The 15204-nt window shown below is 64.5% G+C and carries 8 protein-coding genes; 5 read left to right on the forward strand and 3 right to left on the reverse strand.

The window, feature by feature from the left end:
- Positions 1-85: 85 nt before the first annotated feature.
- Positions 86-2917: an autotransporter serine protease gene (locus tag KOD61_RS05450; RefSeq protein ID WP_215220019.1), complete on the forward strand. Its 2832-nt coding sequence runs from the start codon at positions 86-88 to the stop codon at positions 2915-2917.
- Between the two features lie 156 nt (positions 2918-3073).
- Here the strand turns inward: KOD61_RS05450 and KOD61_RS05455 are convergent, their stop codons facing one another.
- From KOD61_RS05455 to KOD61_RS05465, 3 genes are all read right to left on the reverse strand, one after another.
- Positions 3074-4231: an isovaleryl-CoA dehydrogenase gene (locus KOD61_RS05455; protein ID WP_215220020.1), complete on the reverse strand. Its 1158-nt coding sequence runs from the start codon at positions 4229-4231 to the stop codon at positions 3074-3076.
- Between the two features lie 138 nt (positions 4232-4369).
- Positions 4370-5473 (reverse strand): Glu/Leu/Phe/Val dehydrogenase dimerization domain-containing protein, encoded by a 1104-nt coding sequence (locus KOD61_RS05460; protein WP_215220021.1) that lies wholly within the window; start codon positions 5471-5473, stop codon positions 4370-4372.
- Positions 5474-5659: 186 nt separating this feature from the next.
- On the reverse strand, positions 5660-6850 hold the full coding sequence (locus KOD61_RS05465; RefSeq protein WP_215220022.1) for a 2OG-Fe(II) oxygenase: 1191 nt from the start codon (positions 6848-6850) through the stop codon (positions 5660-5662).
- Positions 6851-6985: 135 nt separating this feature from the next.
- Between KOD61_RS05465 and KOD61_RS05470 the strand changes: the two genes are divergently transcribed.
- The 4 genes from KOD61_RS05470 (at position 6986) to KOD61_RS05485 (ending at position 13859) form a co-directional block, all read left to right on the forward strand.
- Entirely contained in the window at positions 6986-10744 is a 3759-nt protein-coding gene (locus KOD61_RS05470) for a methylmalonyl-CoA mutase family protein (RefSeq protein ID WP_215220023.1), read from the forward strand.
- Positions 10745-11073: 329 nt separating this feature from the next.
- A complete protein-coding gene (locus KOD61_RS05475) occupies positions 11074-11721 on the forward strand; it encodes a DUF5343 domain-containing protein (RefSeq protein WP_215220024.1) in 648 nt (215 codons plus the stop codon).
- Positions 11718-12287: a Swt1 family HEPN domain-containing protein gene (locus tag KOD61_RS05480; RefSeq protein WP_215220025.1), complete on the forward strand. Its 570-nt coding sequence runs from the start codon at positions 11718-11720 to the stop codon at positions 12285-12287. Before KOD61_RS05475 ends, KOD61_RS05480 begins: the two co-directional genes overlap by 4 nt.
- 42 nt (positions 12288-12329) lie before the next feature.
- Positions 12330-13859 carry an ATP-dependent nuclease gene (locus KOD61_RS05485; RefSeq protein ID WP_215220026.1) on the forward strand — a complete coding sequence of 510 codons (1530 nt, stop codon included), beginning with the start codon at positions 12330-12332 and terminating at the stop codon, positions 13857-13859.
- Positions 13860-15204: the final 1345 nt, after the last annotated feature.

Genomic DNA, 15204 nt, shown 5'->3' on the forward strand with positions numbered 1-15204 from the left:
GAACCCGTCCGATACTCGGACGACTGGCCGATCATGCGTGCAGTCCGTTCGATGCGCGTGGCCGTTGTCGACCTCCGGGGGAAAAATGGATTTGCATCGCAACGCACTCGCCCACGCCTGCCGCGTGGCTTTGGGAAGTATCGGCCTGGTCGTGTTGGCGGGCTGTGGTGGTGGCGGCGGTAGCGACACGGTCGTGCGACCTGACCCGCCTCCGGCGGCGCCGCCGGCCGACCCGGTGGTGTACGACCCGAACCCCGCGTTCTCCAAGCACCTGACCGTGACCAACACGCAGGCGGCGCACGCGGCCGGTTTCACCGGTGAGGGTGTGCGCATCGGCGTGATCGACAGTGGCGTCAACCGCAACCATCCCGCGCTCTCGCCGCGCGTGGTCTACAACGAGACCTACCTCGATCCGAACCGCAACAACCTGTCGGTCGACGACGTGGTCGGGCACGGCACGGCGGTGGCGCAGGTCATGGCCGGCACGGCGTTCGGTGAATGGCCGGGCGGCATCGCGCCGGGCGCGGAGATCCTCTCGGCGCGCATCATCTCCGACACCCCGCCGGTCGATGACGGGTCCGGCGAGGGCAACGAGGTCGATGGCGCGCTCGGGCTGCTGCAGGTCCACCAGGACCTGGTCGCGCAGGGCATGCGGATCATGAACAACTCGTGGGGCGGCCTCTACTGGACCAACCCCAACGCGACGGCGCCGATTGCCGAGGAATACCGGCCCTTCATCCGCGACCACGACGGCCTGGTGGTGTTTTCCACCGGCAACTCGGGCTTCGATGACCCGTCCAGCATGGCTGCGTTGCCGAGCCAGCTTGGCCCGAACGGCTCGACGCCCGCGGCCGACCTGGAGCGCGGCTGGATCGCCGTGGCGGCGGTCAACGCGGATGCGCCCGACGAACTGGCGATCTATTCCAATGCCTGCGGCGTCGCCAAGGACTACTGCATGGTCGCGCCCGGCAACGTGGTGACCACCGGCACCGACGACGCGCCCGACGATCCCAGCTACTGGAACTGGCAGGGCACCTCGTTCTCGGGGCCGCTGGTCTCCGGTGCCGCGGCGCTGGTGTGGGAGGCGTTCCCGTACTTCAACAACGACCTCGTCCGGCAGACGCTGCTGGGCACGGCCACCGACATCGGTGCCGCCGGCGTCGACGACATCTTCGGCCATGGCCTGCTCAACGTGGGTGCAGCGGTGCAGGGTCCGGGGCGGCTGGACTGGGGCCAGGTAGTCGCCAACTTCAACGGCGGCGCCTCGTTCTGGGACAACGACATCAGCGGCGCCGGCGGTATCACCAAGCGCGGCAGCGGCGAGCTGGTGCTGACCGGCAACAACAGCTATTCCGGCGACACCCGGGTGGAGTCCGGCATCCTCAGCGCGCTCTCGCACCTGCCGGGCAACGCGGTGGTCGGGGCCGATGGCGGGCTGGCGCTCGAGGGCAGCAGCGTCCTGGGCAACCTGTCCAATGACGGCGTGGTCTTCATGTACGGCGGCGACTCGGAAGGGCTCACCCACACCGTGGGCGGCGACTTCCGACAGGGCGCTGGCGGCGTCTTCGCGTTCGACGTTGGCTCGCGAATGCAGGTGGCCGGCAGCGCGCAGATCGACGGCGACGCGCTGGTGGCCGGCGTCACCGAGGGCTACGTGTACTCGTCGAGCGAGACCTTCCTGACCGCGGCCGGCGGCATTACCGGCCAGTTCGACAACCTGCTGGCGGGCGAGGGCGTGTTCCTCGAGGCCGACCTGGCCTACACCGCCAACGCGGTGTCGCTTGAGATCCAGCGGCTGGACGTCAATGCGACGGCACAGGCATTCGGCCTGAGCGCGGCGGCGGTCGGCAGCGCGCTGCGGGTGGAGAACGCCTTCCGACTGATTGACGGCAGCGCCGTGCGGTTGTCGGGCGACCCGATGGTGGGCGGCTTCATCGAGGGTGCGTCGGCACTGCAGCGCACCGCGACCGTTGCCGGGGCCGAGCAGTCGCTGGCCAGCCTGTCGGGCGAGTTGCATGCGGCCGACACCGCGTTCGCGATGATGGCGATCGAGGGCGGACGGCACGCGCTGGAGTCGCGCCTGGACACGCTGGAGCGCACGGGCGTGGCCGGTGGCTGGGCGCAGCGCCTCGATGGCGAGCGTTCGATGTGGTCGCACACCCGGCTCGACAGCAACGGCTGGATGATCGGCCATGACCGCTGGTTCGGGCCGAACCTGATGGTCGGTGCCGCGTTCGGCCAGAGCGACGGCCAGGGCGCGCACACGCTGCGTGGCGACCGCGAGCGCAACCGCCAGATCGAAGGCCAGTTCTATGCGGCCTGGGAGGACGGCGGCAACTACGTGCTCGGCCGGATGGCGCTGGGCAGCATCGACCGCCGCCTGCAGCGCGACATCCTGCTCGGGTCGCGGCACTACGGCGTAGGCACCGACTACGACAACCGCTACACGACGTTGGGCGTGCAGGCGGGCCACCGGTTCCAGTTCGGCGGCGCGACGTTGACCCCGTACCTGGGCACCCAGGCGATCCGGCTGGAGCGCGATGGCTTCAGCGAGCAGGGCGCGGCCGGCTTCGGCCTGAGTTCCGCCGGTTCCACGCTGGACGCGACCCAGGCGCTGGCCGGTGCGCGGTTCGAGCGGGGCTGGTGGCTCGGCGCCGCGCGCCTGTCGATGCAGGGCCGGCTGGAGTGGCAGCACACGCTGTCGCAGTCGGGCAGCGCGATCGATGCGCGGTTTACCGGGCTCGACGTGTGGTCGCCGATTGCCGGCAGTGGTTTGGAGGACGACGCGACCGTGTTCGGGCTTGGCCTCGGGCTTGCATTGCCGGATGCCGGTCGCTTTGGCTTCGACATCGATACCCGCCACGTGGGGGGGCGCAGCTACACGGGCGCCTTCGCCAACTGGACCGTCGGGTTCTGAGGCCGGGCGTAAGATGCAACGAAAAACGCCGCGATTCTCCGCGGCGTTTTTTTTATGCGTCCGTTGTAGGAGCGACGTGAGTCGCGATCGTGACGTGGCGCAGGCCGATCGTTCCCGATCGCGGCTTACGCCGCTCCTACAGGAGCATGCAGCCAATCAGCTCTTGCCGTCGAAAAGCTCGCGGCCGATGAGCATGCGGCGGATCTCGTTGGTGCCGGCGCCGATCGCGTAGAGCTTGGCGTCGCGCAGGATGCGGCCGGTCGGGTATTCGTTGATGTAACCGTTACCGCCCAGGCTCTGGATCGCTTCCAGCGCCACCTGCACCGCGGCTTCCGAGGCGTGCAGCAGGCACGATGCGGCGTCCACGCGGCTCTTGTGTCCGGCGTCGTAGTCGCGCGCCACCTGGTAGGCGAACGCCCGCGACGACTGCAGCGCGGTGTACATGTCGGCGATCTTGGCCTGCATAATCCCGAACGTGCCAATCGCCGCGTCGAACTGCCGGCGCTCGCGCACGTAGGGCAGGGTGATGTCGAGCGCGGCCTGCATCAGGCCGATCGGGCCGCCGGTCAGCACCAGCCGCTCGGTGTTGAGCCCGGACATCAGTACCTTGACGCCGCCGTTGACCTCGCCGAGCACGTTGTCGGCCGGGATCTCGCAGTCCTCGAACACCAGCTCGCAGGTGTTCGAGCCGCGCATGCCGAGCTTGTCGAGCTTCTGGGCGGTGCTGAACCCCTTCATGCCCTTCTCGACGATGAAGGCGGTCATGCACTTGCTGCCCGCGTCCTTGCCGGCGGTGCGCATGTAGACGATCAGCACGTCGGCCTCGGGACCGTTGGTGATCCACATCTTGTTGCCGTTGGCGACCCACACGTCGCCGCGCAGCTCGGCCCGGCAGGACATCGAGCCGACCACGTCCGAACCCGCGCCCGGCTCGCTCATCGCCAGCGCGCCCTTCCACTCGCCGCTGCAGAGCCTGGGCAGGTACTTCGCGCGCTGCGCCTCGGTGCCGTTGGCGTAGAGGTTGTTGACGCACAGGTTGGAGTGGGCGCCGTAGCTCAGGCCGACCGAGCCGGACGCACGCGAGATCTCCTCCATCGCGACCAGGTGGGCCAGGTAGCCCATGTCACTGCCGCCGTACTCGCCGGGCACCGTCAGCCCGAGCAGGCCCATCTCGCCCAGCTTGGGCCACAGCTCCTGCGGGAAGGCGTTGGCCTCGTCGATGGCGGCGGCGCGCGGGGCGATCTCGGCTTCGGCGAAGCGGCGAACGGCCTCGCGCAAGGCGTCGAGTTCGTCACCAAGGGGAAACGGGCGCATGGGGGCTCCTGCTGGTCTGGTAGTGGGCCGCCATCCGGGCGGCCGGTGCGCGCCACACGACGTGTGCAGGACGCGGTACGTGTTCCGGAAACGACGACGGGGCACTGGGCCCCGTCGTCGGTAACGCTTCAGCCGTGCTTACGCACCGCCGCGGATGCGGCCCTGGAAGCGCGGGGTCGAACGGCCCAGCGGCAGCTTCAGCTTGCCCATCACCTCGATGCGCTCCTCGGCCATGCGGTCGGCGGCCCGGTAGGTCGGGATGCCGTCGCGCTCGGCGATTTCGAAGATGCGGGTCAGGTTGTGGTAGATCGTGCGCATCTGGCGCATCGCACGCTCGCGGTTGTAGCCGGTCATCTCCAGTGCGACGTTCATCACGCCGCCGGCGTTCACGGCGTAGTCCGGGGCGTACAGGATGCCGCGCTTGGCCACTTCGTCACCGATGGCGTTGTTGGCCAGCTGGTTGTTGGCCGCACCGCAGATGACCTTGGCCTTCAGGCGGGGCAGGGTTTCTTCGTTGATGGTGCCACCCAGCGCGCACGGCGAGTACACGTCGGCGTCGACGTCGTAGATCTCGTCCAGGCCCACGGCCTCGGCGCCGTACTCGGACACGGCCTTGTCGACCAGGCCCTTGTTGATGTCGGTGACGAAGATCTTCGCGCCGCGCTCCTTGAGCAGCTTCACGTACTCCATGCCGACGTGGCCGAGGCCCTGCACGGCGTAGGTGTACTTGCCGACTTCCTCGTCGCCGAAGCGCTTGTTGAGCGAGGCCATCAGGCCCTGCAGCGCGCCGTAGGCGGTGAACGGCGACGGGTCGCCCGAACCGCCGTGGACCTGGTGCACGCCGGTGACGAACTCGGTCTCGCGGTAGACCAGCTCCATGTCGTTGACGTCGATGCCGACGTCCTCGGCGGTGATGTAGCGGCCGCCCAGCGACTGCACGAACTGGCCGAACGCGCGGAACAGCGCCTCGGACTTGTCGGTCGCCGGGTCACCGATGATCACGGCCTTGCCGCCGCCGATGTCCAGGCCGGCCACCGCGTTCTTGTAGGTCATGCCGCGGCTGAGGCGGAGCACGTCGTTCAGAGCGTCCTGCTCGGTCTTGTACGGCCACATGCGCGTACCGCCCAGGGCCGGACCCAGCACGGTGTTGTGGATCGCGATGATGGCCTTCAGGCCCGCGTCCTTGTTGTGGCAGAACACGACCTGCTCATGGCCGAAGGTGTCCAGGGTCTCAAAAATCATCGGGTGCTCCGCGTGGCGCGCACGCGTTGTTAACGCTTTGCGCCAACTATTCTTGGTAGGTAGTTGAATCTTTTGGGATTCGCCTGCGCAGCCACGGGCGTGGCCCGTCTGCAGCGGCCGTAGTCTAAAGCAATCGGAGCGTACGGCTGCGTATGCCGGGGCCGTCGGCCGCATGCGACAGCGGTCTCAGAACGGGCGGTAGCGGCCTTCGCGGAGCCACGCCGTCGCGAGCCATTGCTCGCCGCCCGCTACGGCCCGGCCGGCGTGCAGTGCGGCGTCATTGTGGCTGCCATCGGGGTGCAGGTCGTCGAAAACCAGCGCGGCGCCGGTGGTGGGTTGCACCTCCAGCCCCGCCTGCGGAAAAGCGATGCCGCCGCCGTCGCTGGCCTGCGCGAGGCAGACGGTGAGGGTGCGGTGGCGGTTGCCTGACGCAGCGTGGTCGGCGGCGAGCCGGTCCGGCGGCAAGTGGTCGCTGCACGGGCGCTGGTCGGCCCCGATGCCGCGCCGCCCGATCCGAAGCGGCTCGGCGTGGGCCAGCTCGCAGCGGGCCGCGCGGGCCAGCCGCAGCTGCAGCACCCGCAAGGCGAAGTCCTCCTGCGCGGCATCGACCGGGACGCATCCGGCGTCGCGGCCATCGTCGCGTTGGGACAGCATCGCGTGCGCCACCAGCAGCCGGCATTCGTCGGACGTCAGCAACCCCCTGATGACGCCGACCCGCGCGGTCTCCGACAGCCAGGCAATCTTTGCCGGCACCAGGGCTTCCTCGAACGCGAGCGTCGCCGGCGATCCCGGCCCGCGCGGTGGCCGGGGCGCGACCGGTGGCGCGACGATTGGCGGTAACGGGTCGATGCCGTGATTCATCAACCGTGCACGCCAGCCCGCCGCGGCCATCGGCCGCGCCTCGCAGCCTTCGCCCCGTTGCAGCCGCTCCACCAGCAGCAGCGCGGACACCGCGTCGCCGGCATCGGCGGCGCGCTCCAGCAATTGCAGGCACAGGCCCTGGTCGCCGGCGTCGGCTTTGCGGCCCAGGTGGACCGCCGCAGCGCGCAGGGCCGGCGGGTAGCCGTGGTGCACCGCCGCCAGCATGCGTTGGTTGATGCGGCCATCGCGCGGCAGCAGCACGCTGCCCAGTGCCAGCCAGGCCAGCCAGTAGCCGGCGATTGTGTTGCCGGCACCTTCCGCGCGCAGCAGCCAGCCCAGCCCGAGGCGCGGTGCCGCGGGGCCGCCGAGCCCGAACAGCAGCATCCGCGCGTATTCCACCTGTGCGCCGGTATGGCCGCCCTGTGCCGCGCGCCGGTACAGCGCCAGCCGTGCGGCCCCGTCTTCGTCATGCACCGCATCGGGCGCATGCGAGTCGGGGTGGGCGAGGGCGGTCATCGGGCTCATGGATCAGGACAACGCACCGATCCCGCACCTGCGGCCGCGCCGTGACGTTCCATTGGTGGAACGAAAAAGGCGCACCAAGGCCCCGCGCTACAATCGGCCGATCCGTTTTCAGTAGCCGAGTGCGCCATGAGCACCCCCGCCAGCCAGCTTCCCCAGTCCGACGCCGACACCGCCCGCACGCCGCTGCGGTTCGTCACCGCCGCCAGCCTGTTCGACGGCCACGACGCCGCCATCAACATCATGCGGCGGCTGATCCAGGGGCAGGGCGCGGAAGTCATCCACCTGGGCCACAACCGCTCGGTCGAGGACGTCGTCCGCGCCGCCCTGCAGGAGGACGCCGACGGCATCGCGCTGTCGTCCTACCAGGGCGGGCACGTCGAGTACCTCAAGTACATGGTCGACATGCTCAAGGAGCGCGGCGCCGGCCACATCAAGATCTTCGCCGGTGGTGGCGGCACCATCACCCCCGAGGAGATCCGCGAACTGCAGGCCTATGGCGTCGAGCGCATCTACCACCCCAACGACGGCATGCACATGGGGCTGGTGGCGATGATCGAGGACGTCGTCCGCCGCGCCGGCGAAGGCCGCATCGAGGGCGAGGCCGACAACACCCAGCCGTCGATCACCGACGAGATCGCCATCGGCCGCATGCTCAGCGCGATCGAGGAGGACCACTTCGACGAGCAGCAGTTGGCCCATCTGCGCAAGCAGTGGCAACTGGCCGGCGGCAAGACCCCGGTCATCGGCATCACCGGCACCGGCGGCGCCGGCAAGTCGTCCGTGACCGACGAGCTGCTCAACCGCTTCCTGGCGAACTTCCCGGAGATGCGCATCGCGGTGATCTCGGTCGACCCGACCCGCCGCCGCACCGGTGGCGCGCTGCTGGGCGACCGCATCCGCATGAACTCGCTGCGCAGCAACCGCGTCTACATGCGCTCGATGGCCACCCGCCGCCAGCACGCCGCCACCAACGCGGTGCTGAAGGACTCGATCGGCTTCCTCAAGGGGCTGGGCTACGACCTGGTCATCGTCGAGACCGCGGGTATTGGCCAGTCCGACTCGGAGATCGTCGACCTGGTCGACTTCCCGATGTACGTCATGACCAGCGACTTCGGCGCCCCGAGCCAGCTGGAGAAGATCGACATGCTCGACTTCGCCGAACTGGTGGTGCTCAACAAGTACGACAAGCGCGGCGCCGAGGATGCCCTGCGCGACATCCGCAAGCAGTGGAAGCGCAACCGCGTCGCCTTCCAGACCAAGGACGAGGACGTCCCGGTCTACCCGACGATCGCCAGCCAGTTCAACGACCCCGGCATCAGCTGGATGTTCGCGAACCTGTGCCGGTTGATGCGGGAGAAGCTCGGCGTGGGCGGCGGCTCCGCTAATGGCGCCGATGTAGGAGCGACGTCAGTCGCGACCTCGCAGAGCTCCCGGGACAATGGTCAGGTCGCGACTGACGTCGCTCCTACGGCGAAGCGGGATTCCGTTCCGGGGAGCTCCCGCTGCGACTTCCGGCCCGACATCGACACCTCGCTGAAGGAGCCGCGCGCGACGGTGCTGATCCCCGGCAACCGCGTCCGCTACCTCGCCGAGATCGCCGAGCAGGGCCGCTCGATCAACGACCGCATCGAGAGCCAGTCCGAAATCGCCGACCGCGCGCAGAGCTACTGGCAGAGCCTGCATGACCTCGAGGACCCGCAGCTGCCCAAGCAGCTCGACCTCTACCAGGCCGATGCCCTCCAAGGCCCGGCGAAGTCGCCTGACTCCCGCGCCCCGTCCGCTGTAGGAGCGGCTTCAGCCGCGAACGCACAGAACGTTGGGGACGATGTACAGGTCGCGGCTGAAGCCGCTCCTACAAGGGAAAGGGATTCCGCTCCGGCCCCCGACCGCACCCTCCTCACCCTCCGCCAGCGCTACAACGACGCCGTCCAATCCCTCGATTCCGAAGCCCTCAAGCTCCTGCGCGACTGGCCGGCCCGCCTCAAGTCCATCACCGACGACGTCAACGAGTACCAGGTCCGCGACAAGACCATCCGCGTGGAGAACTACCGCGAGTCCCTGTCGCACCAGCAGATCCCCAAGATCGCCGCGCCCACCTACAAGTCCTGGGGCGAGCTGCTGACCTTCCTGCAGAAGGAAAACCTGCCCGGCGCCTACCCCTACACCGGCGGCGTCTACCCGTACCGCCGCACCGGCGAGGACCCGATCCGCATGTTCGCCGGCGAGGGCACCCCGGAGCGCACCAACCGCCGCTTCCACTACCTCAGCCTCGGCCAGCCGGCCGCGCGCCTGTCCACCGCATTCGACTCGGTCACCCTGTACGGCGAGGACCCGGCGCCGCGCCCGGACATCTACGGCAAGATCGGCAACTCGGGCGTCAACATCCCCACGCTGGACGACATGAAGAAGCTGTACTCCGGCTTCGACCTGTGCGCGCCGACTACCTCGGTGTCGATGACCATCAACGGCCCCGCGCCGATGATCCTGGCGATGTTCATGAACACCGCCATCGACCAGCAGGTGGAGAAGTATCTGCGCGCCGACCAGGCCCGTTGGGACGCCGCCCACGACAAGATCGAAAAGCTGTTTGAAGGCCGCCAGCGCCCGCAATACAGCGGCAGCCTGCCCCAGGGCCACGACGGCCTGGGCCTGGGCCTTCTGGGCGTTACCGGCGACCAGCTGCTGGACCCCGACACCTACGCGCGCATCAAGGCCGAAACGCTCAAAACCGTGCGCGGCACCGTGCAGGCCGACATCCTCAAGGAAGACCAGGCCCAGAACACCTGCATCTTCAGCACCGAGTTCGCCCTGCGGATGATGGGCGACATCCAGCAGTACTTCGTCGACAACGGCGTGCGCAACTTCTACTCGGTGTCGATCTCCGGCTACCACATCGCCGAGGCCGGGGCGAACCCGATCAGCCAGCTCGCCTTCACCCTGAGCAACGGCTTCACCATCGTCGAGTACTACCTCGCGCGCGGCATGAAGATCGACGACTTCGCGCCCAACCTGTCGTTCTTCTTCAGCAACGGCATGGACCCCGAGTACACCGTCATCGGCCGCGTCGCCCGCCGCATCTGGGCCCGCGCTATGCGCGAGCGCTACGGCGCCAGTGCCCGCAGCCAGATGATGAAGTACCACATCCAGACCAGCGGCCGCTCCCTGCACGCGCAGGAGATCCAGTTCAACGACATCCGCACCACGCTGCAGGCCCTGTACGCCCTGTTCGACAACTGCAACAGCCTGCACACCAACGCCTACGACGAAGCCATCACCACGCCGACAGAAGAGTCCGTGCGCCGCGCCGTGGCCATCCAGATGATCATCAACAAGGAGCTGGGGCTGAACTTCTGCGAGAACCCCTGGCAGGGCAGCTTCATCGTCGACAAGCTCACCGACATCGTCGAGGAAGCCGTCTACAAGGAGTTCGAGGCCATCAGCGAGCGCGGCGGCGTGCTCGGCGCCATGGACACCATGTACCAGCGCGGCAAGATCCAGGAAGAGAGCCTGTACTACGAGCACAAGAAGCACGACGGTAGCCTGCCGCTGGTCGGCGTCAACACCTTCCTGCCGAAGGAGCACGCCGGCGACATCGTCACCGAGATCGAACTGATCCGCTCGACCGAGGAAGAGAAAGGCCAGCAGATCGACAACGTCCGCAACTACCAGCAGCTGCGCAACGCCCTGACCCCGGCTCCCGTAGGAGCGACGTCAGTCGCGACCGCGACCTCCGACCGTGACGCCGGCCTCGCCTACCTCCAGAAAACCGCCCGCGACCGCCAGAACGTATTCGCCGCGCTGATGGAGGCGGTGAAGACCCACAGCCTGGGGCAGATCAGCCACGCGTTGTATGACGTGGGTGGAGAGTATCGACGGAATATGTGACCGCTCACCCTGCGTATGCGTTGCCACGAATGAAGTTGCATTCGGCTGGCCGCGATACATCGCGAGGCGCCAATGATTCAAAGCGTCGACAGAGCCCGCGGAAGCGGGCTCTGTCGTTTTCCGGCTGCAGAACCTAAAGGAGACATCAGAGCTTAGCTATGGCAGCCTCAGCGGGGTCAGGCTAGGTTTGTTGGCTTAAACCCAGCGCTGGAGTAGCGTCGGGCGTCAAGAGTTCATACAAGGCATCTTGCAACAAGCTCAGTTCATTTCTGCAATTTTCTCGAGTCGCAGCGCCCGGACGTAGAATCTAACCTAGGAGAACTTTCGTTATGGCGACGTCCCTTCCGTATCTTCCGTCCTACAAGAACGTCGAAAAGCTTTTTCTGGGCATAGCTGCTGCAAAAGTACCTGAGTCATTCACCCAGTCCTTTCTCGCGCAGACACTTGGCTTGAAGGCATCGGGTGACCGACCACTGATTCCGCTAATGCGAACCCTGGGTTTTATAGATGCCGCCGGACGGCCTACCCCAGAATATCGTTTGCTAAAGAACCCGGCAGCCGCCAGAGGCGCAATCGCGGATGCCATCCGAAAGGCGTATGCACCCTTGTTTGCGGCACATGAGGGCGCAAACAGCCTAAGTACTGAGCAACTTAGGGGCTTGATTTCACAGGTAGCCGGCACCGATGAGGAGATGACTAAGCGCATCGCATACACGTTCTCCGCGCTAGCTAAAAACGCGAACTTCAACACATCGGGTTCGCAGCAGGTTTCATCGCCGTCTGGATCCATCGAGGCGGGAGACGATCTTGAGGAGGAAGAGGGAGAAACGACGGAAATCAAGATTCGCAGACCACGGGCGACCGGTGCCGGCCTCCGAACCGAGTTTCACTATAACTTGCAGATACATCTCCCTGCCAATGGAACCGAGGAGACGTATTTGAATATATTCAACTCCTTGCGAAAGGTATTCCAGTGAGGCACGACGCAGCAGCTGCCCTGTTCGTGATGCTCGGTCAGACAGCTGAGCGAACTATCGCAAAGAGCGATGACGTCGCCGCGTCTCGGCCTCTTTTGATATCGGAAACGACAGATCTAAGCTCCATCTTGCCGCAGGAGGTGCGAAGCGCCAACCGCGCGGCGGAAGCCTACAAGCTGTTCTTTGTATTCGAGTCTTACCTGCGCGACTTCTTAGTCGGTGTTCTGTCCGAGGATGGCACGAATGCGAATTGGTGGGACAAGTTGCCGCCAGACGTGAAGGACGAAGTTGCACGTCTAGAGGAGACCGAAGAGGTTAAAAGCTGGATGGCTATCGGTTCTCGCGATAGATCCCGCTTGATGACGTATGCGCAGCTGCTGCGAGTCGCAGACCACTGTTGGAAAGACGGCGTGGGATCGCTGATTCGAGATAAAGCACTCGTACAGCAAGCCCGGCTCATCGGTCATCTTAGGAATACGATTTGCCATATGACCGAGATATCCGACGAGGAGATGGATCGCATCCGTCAGGCCATGCGCGATTGGTTCCGCGTTATTGCGCCATGAGTAGCCTATCTGATATCGGCTATTACTGAGGACGATCAAGGAATGAAGATTTTTATTGCCGAAAGTGAGGCAAATGTTTTCGAGTTCACTAACGCACTCGTACTTGTTCCGAGTGACGACCGCTGGAATGACTTTGGCGTGCGGTCGTTCGTAGAATTCTATTTTGTTGAAGCAGGCGTGGTTCGTTTTAGCGAAAAGCTGAAGGCGCTTGTGCTGGGCGAACCTGAGCGGAGTTTCAGCGAAGCTCTCCGGGAGTTAATTAGAGGTGGTGAGTCGAGTGTCAGAGCACTAGAGTTTGTAACCGTGCTTCCCAAGCTTCAGAACTATCGAGATCTCATAGAAACGTGTGGGCCGGCTAAAGCCAGGACTGTGCTCCGCGCGTTACGTGACGCTCCTTTCGCCAATATGGGTGCTCGGCCCGCGTGGTTGCGGCGGGCGCTCCGAGTGCCTGCGATGCAGGAGGTTTTGCTTCGCGATTCTGAGTCTTACTTCGCCTACTACAACCTTAGGACTCTCTTCTCGGGACTGGGCGAGCAACTCGACTTGGCAAGCGAAGCCGTCGATTTGGCTCCATCACAGTATTTGCCGTCCATGCAATTTCGATGGAATCACAATAGTCCAGTGCCCAGGCGGATCAACGTTTTGGTGGGTGAGAACGGATTGGGCAAGACTGAGTGTCTGAAGCGTGTAGCTCGCGCTTTGTTGCGCTACAACGGAGACGCTGTGGACCCAGCCTTTGGGCGCCCACGATTTTCCCGTCTGCTGCTGATTGGCACCCACGGAAGTCAGTACGTCAGTTCGCCTGAGCAACCCGCCATCCCGTACTTTCCGGTTCGGATGTATTCTGACCTTGCTCATCGAAGCGCAGAGCTTATCAGTCGCCTGCTCCACGAGAAGGAGTCCATCGCGCGGCGGTCGCGCCTGCAAATCGTCGTCGACGGCTTGAGAAGTTCATTCGCCGACGGTCAGCTGAGAATCAAGATTCGTGATGGCAGCGAATATGCAATCAGCGCGCTGGAAGATCTATATGTGTCAGAGAGCGAGCAAGGCCGACTTAGATTCGTACACGACTTGGCGATGGGGCGTATTGTGCATGGGGGTGGCGCCCATCGACTGAGTAGCGGCCATATGCAGTTCCTGTGGCTGATATTGAATGTATGTGCGCACGCCGAGAATGGATCGCTAGTTCTCATAGACGAGCCCGAGACGCATTTGCACCCCGCGCTGATTAGTCAGTTGGTAGCGCTTCTCAACACCGTCCTTCGGCTTACAGGGTCGGTTTCAGTTTTGGCGACCCATTCCGCATATCTCGTCCGGGAGGTGCCTACGGACTGCGTCTTGGTGCTATCTCGACATGAAGGCGCTGTCCGTGCTGCTCGCCCCAGGCTGCAGACTTTCGGTGCAGACATTGGCTCAGTTAGCTTCTTCGTTTTCGAGGACGAGTTGATTGCCCGGATGCTGGCGGACGTGGAAGACGCAATTCGATCTCAGGGCAATGCCGACAACTATTTGGAAGATGTGTCGATTAGCGCTCGGGTCGCCATACTAAGCAAGCTGGCGGGTCCCGCATGAGATATATCAGACGACTTAGAGTCGACGATCTTGCAGTCATCACGACCATAGCGGGAAACAAGAGGATCCCTGTTGCTAACAGAGCGATTTTCGACTCCGTGAGCGGTAAGTTGCCCGCTGCGTACAAGGAATATTTGAAGGTTCGCGGCTGTCCGGTTTCGCTTCTACCTATGGCGACATCTGATGAGCAGAAGAAGCGCTTAAAAAGCCTCTATGCGTCTGAAGTTGTGGGATTAGAATTTATTGAGGAGGTTCGCAACAGGCTGAGCCCAGAGGTCTGCCCAATGTGCGGAAAGCCTAGCAACGGAGGCGAAGTAGATCATTTCGTAGAGAAGCATACACACCCCGAGTTCTCTTTCTTTTCCCCGAATCTAGTTCCAGCTTGTAAATGCAACGGTAGGCGAACAGCGTGTTGGGTCGGGGGCGTAAGGGTACGGCCGTTGCACCCGTACTTTGACAAGATTCTTCGACGCAGGCTGGTTAGGGCAAATTTCGAGGGGGCATTTGCCAGTCCTACCGTTAACGTCGTCACCGTCGGTGGTTTTGGTGCCTATCGGGACCGAGTCGAGGCGCACGTGCGCTCCATTATGATTCCAAATGGGGTGCAGGTTTGGTTGGCAAAGCAGTGGGAGCTGCTTTTGCTAAGCCCCCTCAAGCATCTTTCACTCACAACAAGTCCAGCATCAGTGCCCGAGTTGAGGGCCCATTTGACGAGCCTCCGGGATCGGGCGGATCTCATGTATGGATCTTTAAATGGGTGGGAAGCAGTTTGGCTGACTGGGTTGATTGCGAATCCACGTGCGCTCCGCGGTGTTTGGATGCTCCTCGGCGGTAGTCCAATCGGTGCGATTCCTGCGCTCTAGTTGCTACAAAGAAAAAGGAGTCGACTCTTCCCGCCTCGTTGAATTTTCGTGCGAAGGACGCTGCCGAAGTCCCAAGCCCCAAGGAAAAACAGGGGTCAGAGTCGACTTTCTCTGTTGCGTTGAACTAAGTGTTGAAGAGGCTGCCGAGGTCCCAAGCCGCAGGTGAGAAGCTCCGAGAGTCACGGCCGACGCCGCGAGCGTCATGGGTCAGCCTCTGCGCTTCTCCAATCAGGCTGGGACCCGGACGCACGAGCGGAAATGTCTCACCTGTGAGTCTCGGGGACTCAAACTTGGGACTTCAACCCTGTCGCTTCAGCCTCTGGGCTTCACGCGGCAGCCTCAAAGCGTCAGGCGTGACGCTCCACGCCCCAGGAGTCAGGCTCCACGGCTCACGCTTGAGGCTCCGGGGCTCATGCTTGAGGCTTCAAGCCGCACGGGTCAGCCTTCAAGCGGCATAGGCCCACCAAAGAGTGTCAGCGCAG

The sequence above is a fragment of the Lysobacter luteus genome, from assembly GCF_907164845.1.
Taxonomy (GTDB): Bacteria; Pseudomonadota; Gammaproteobacteria; order Xanthomonadales; family Xanthomonadaceae; genus Novilysobacter; species Novilysobacter luteus.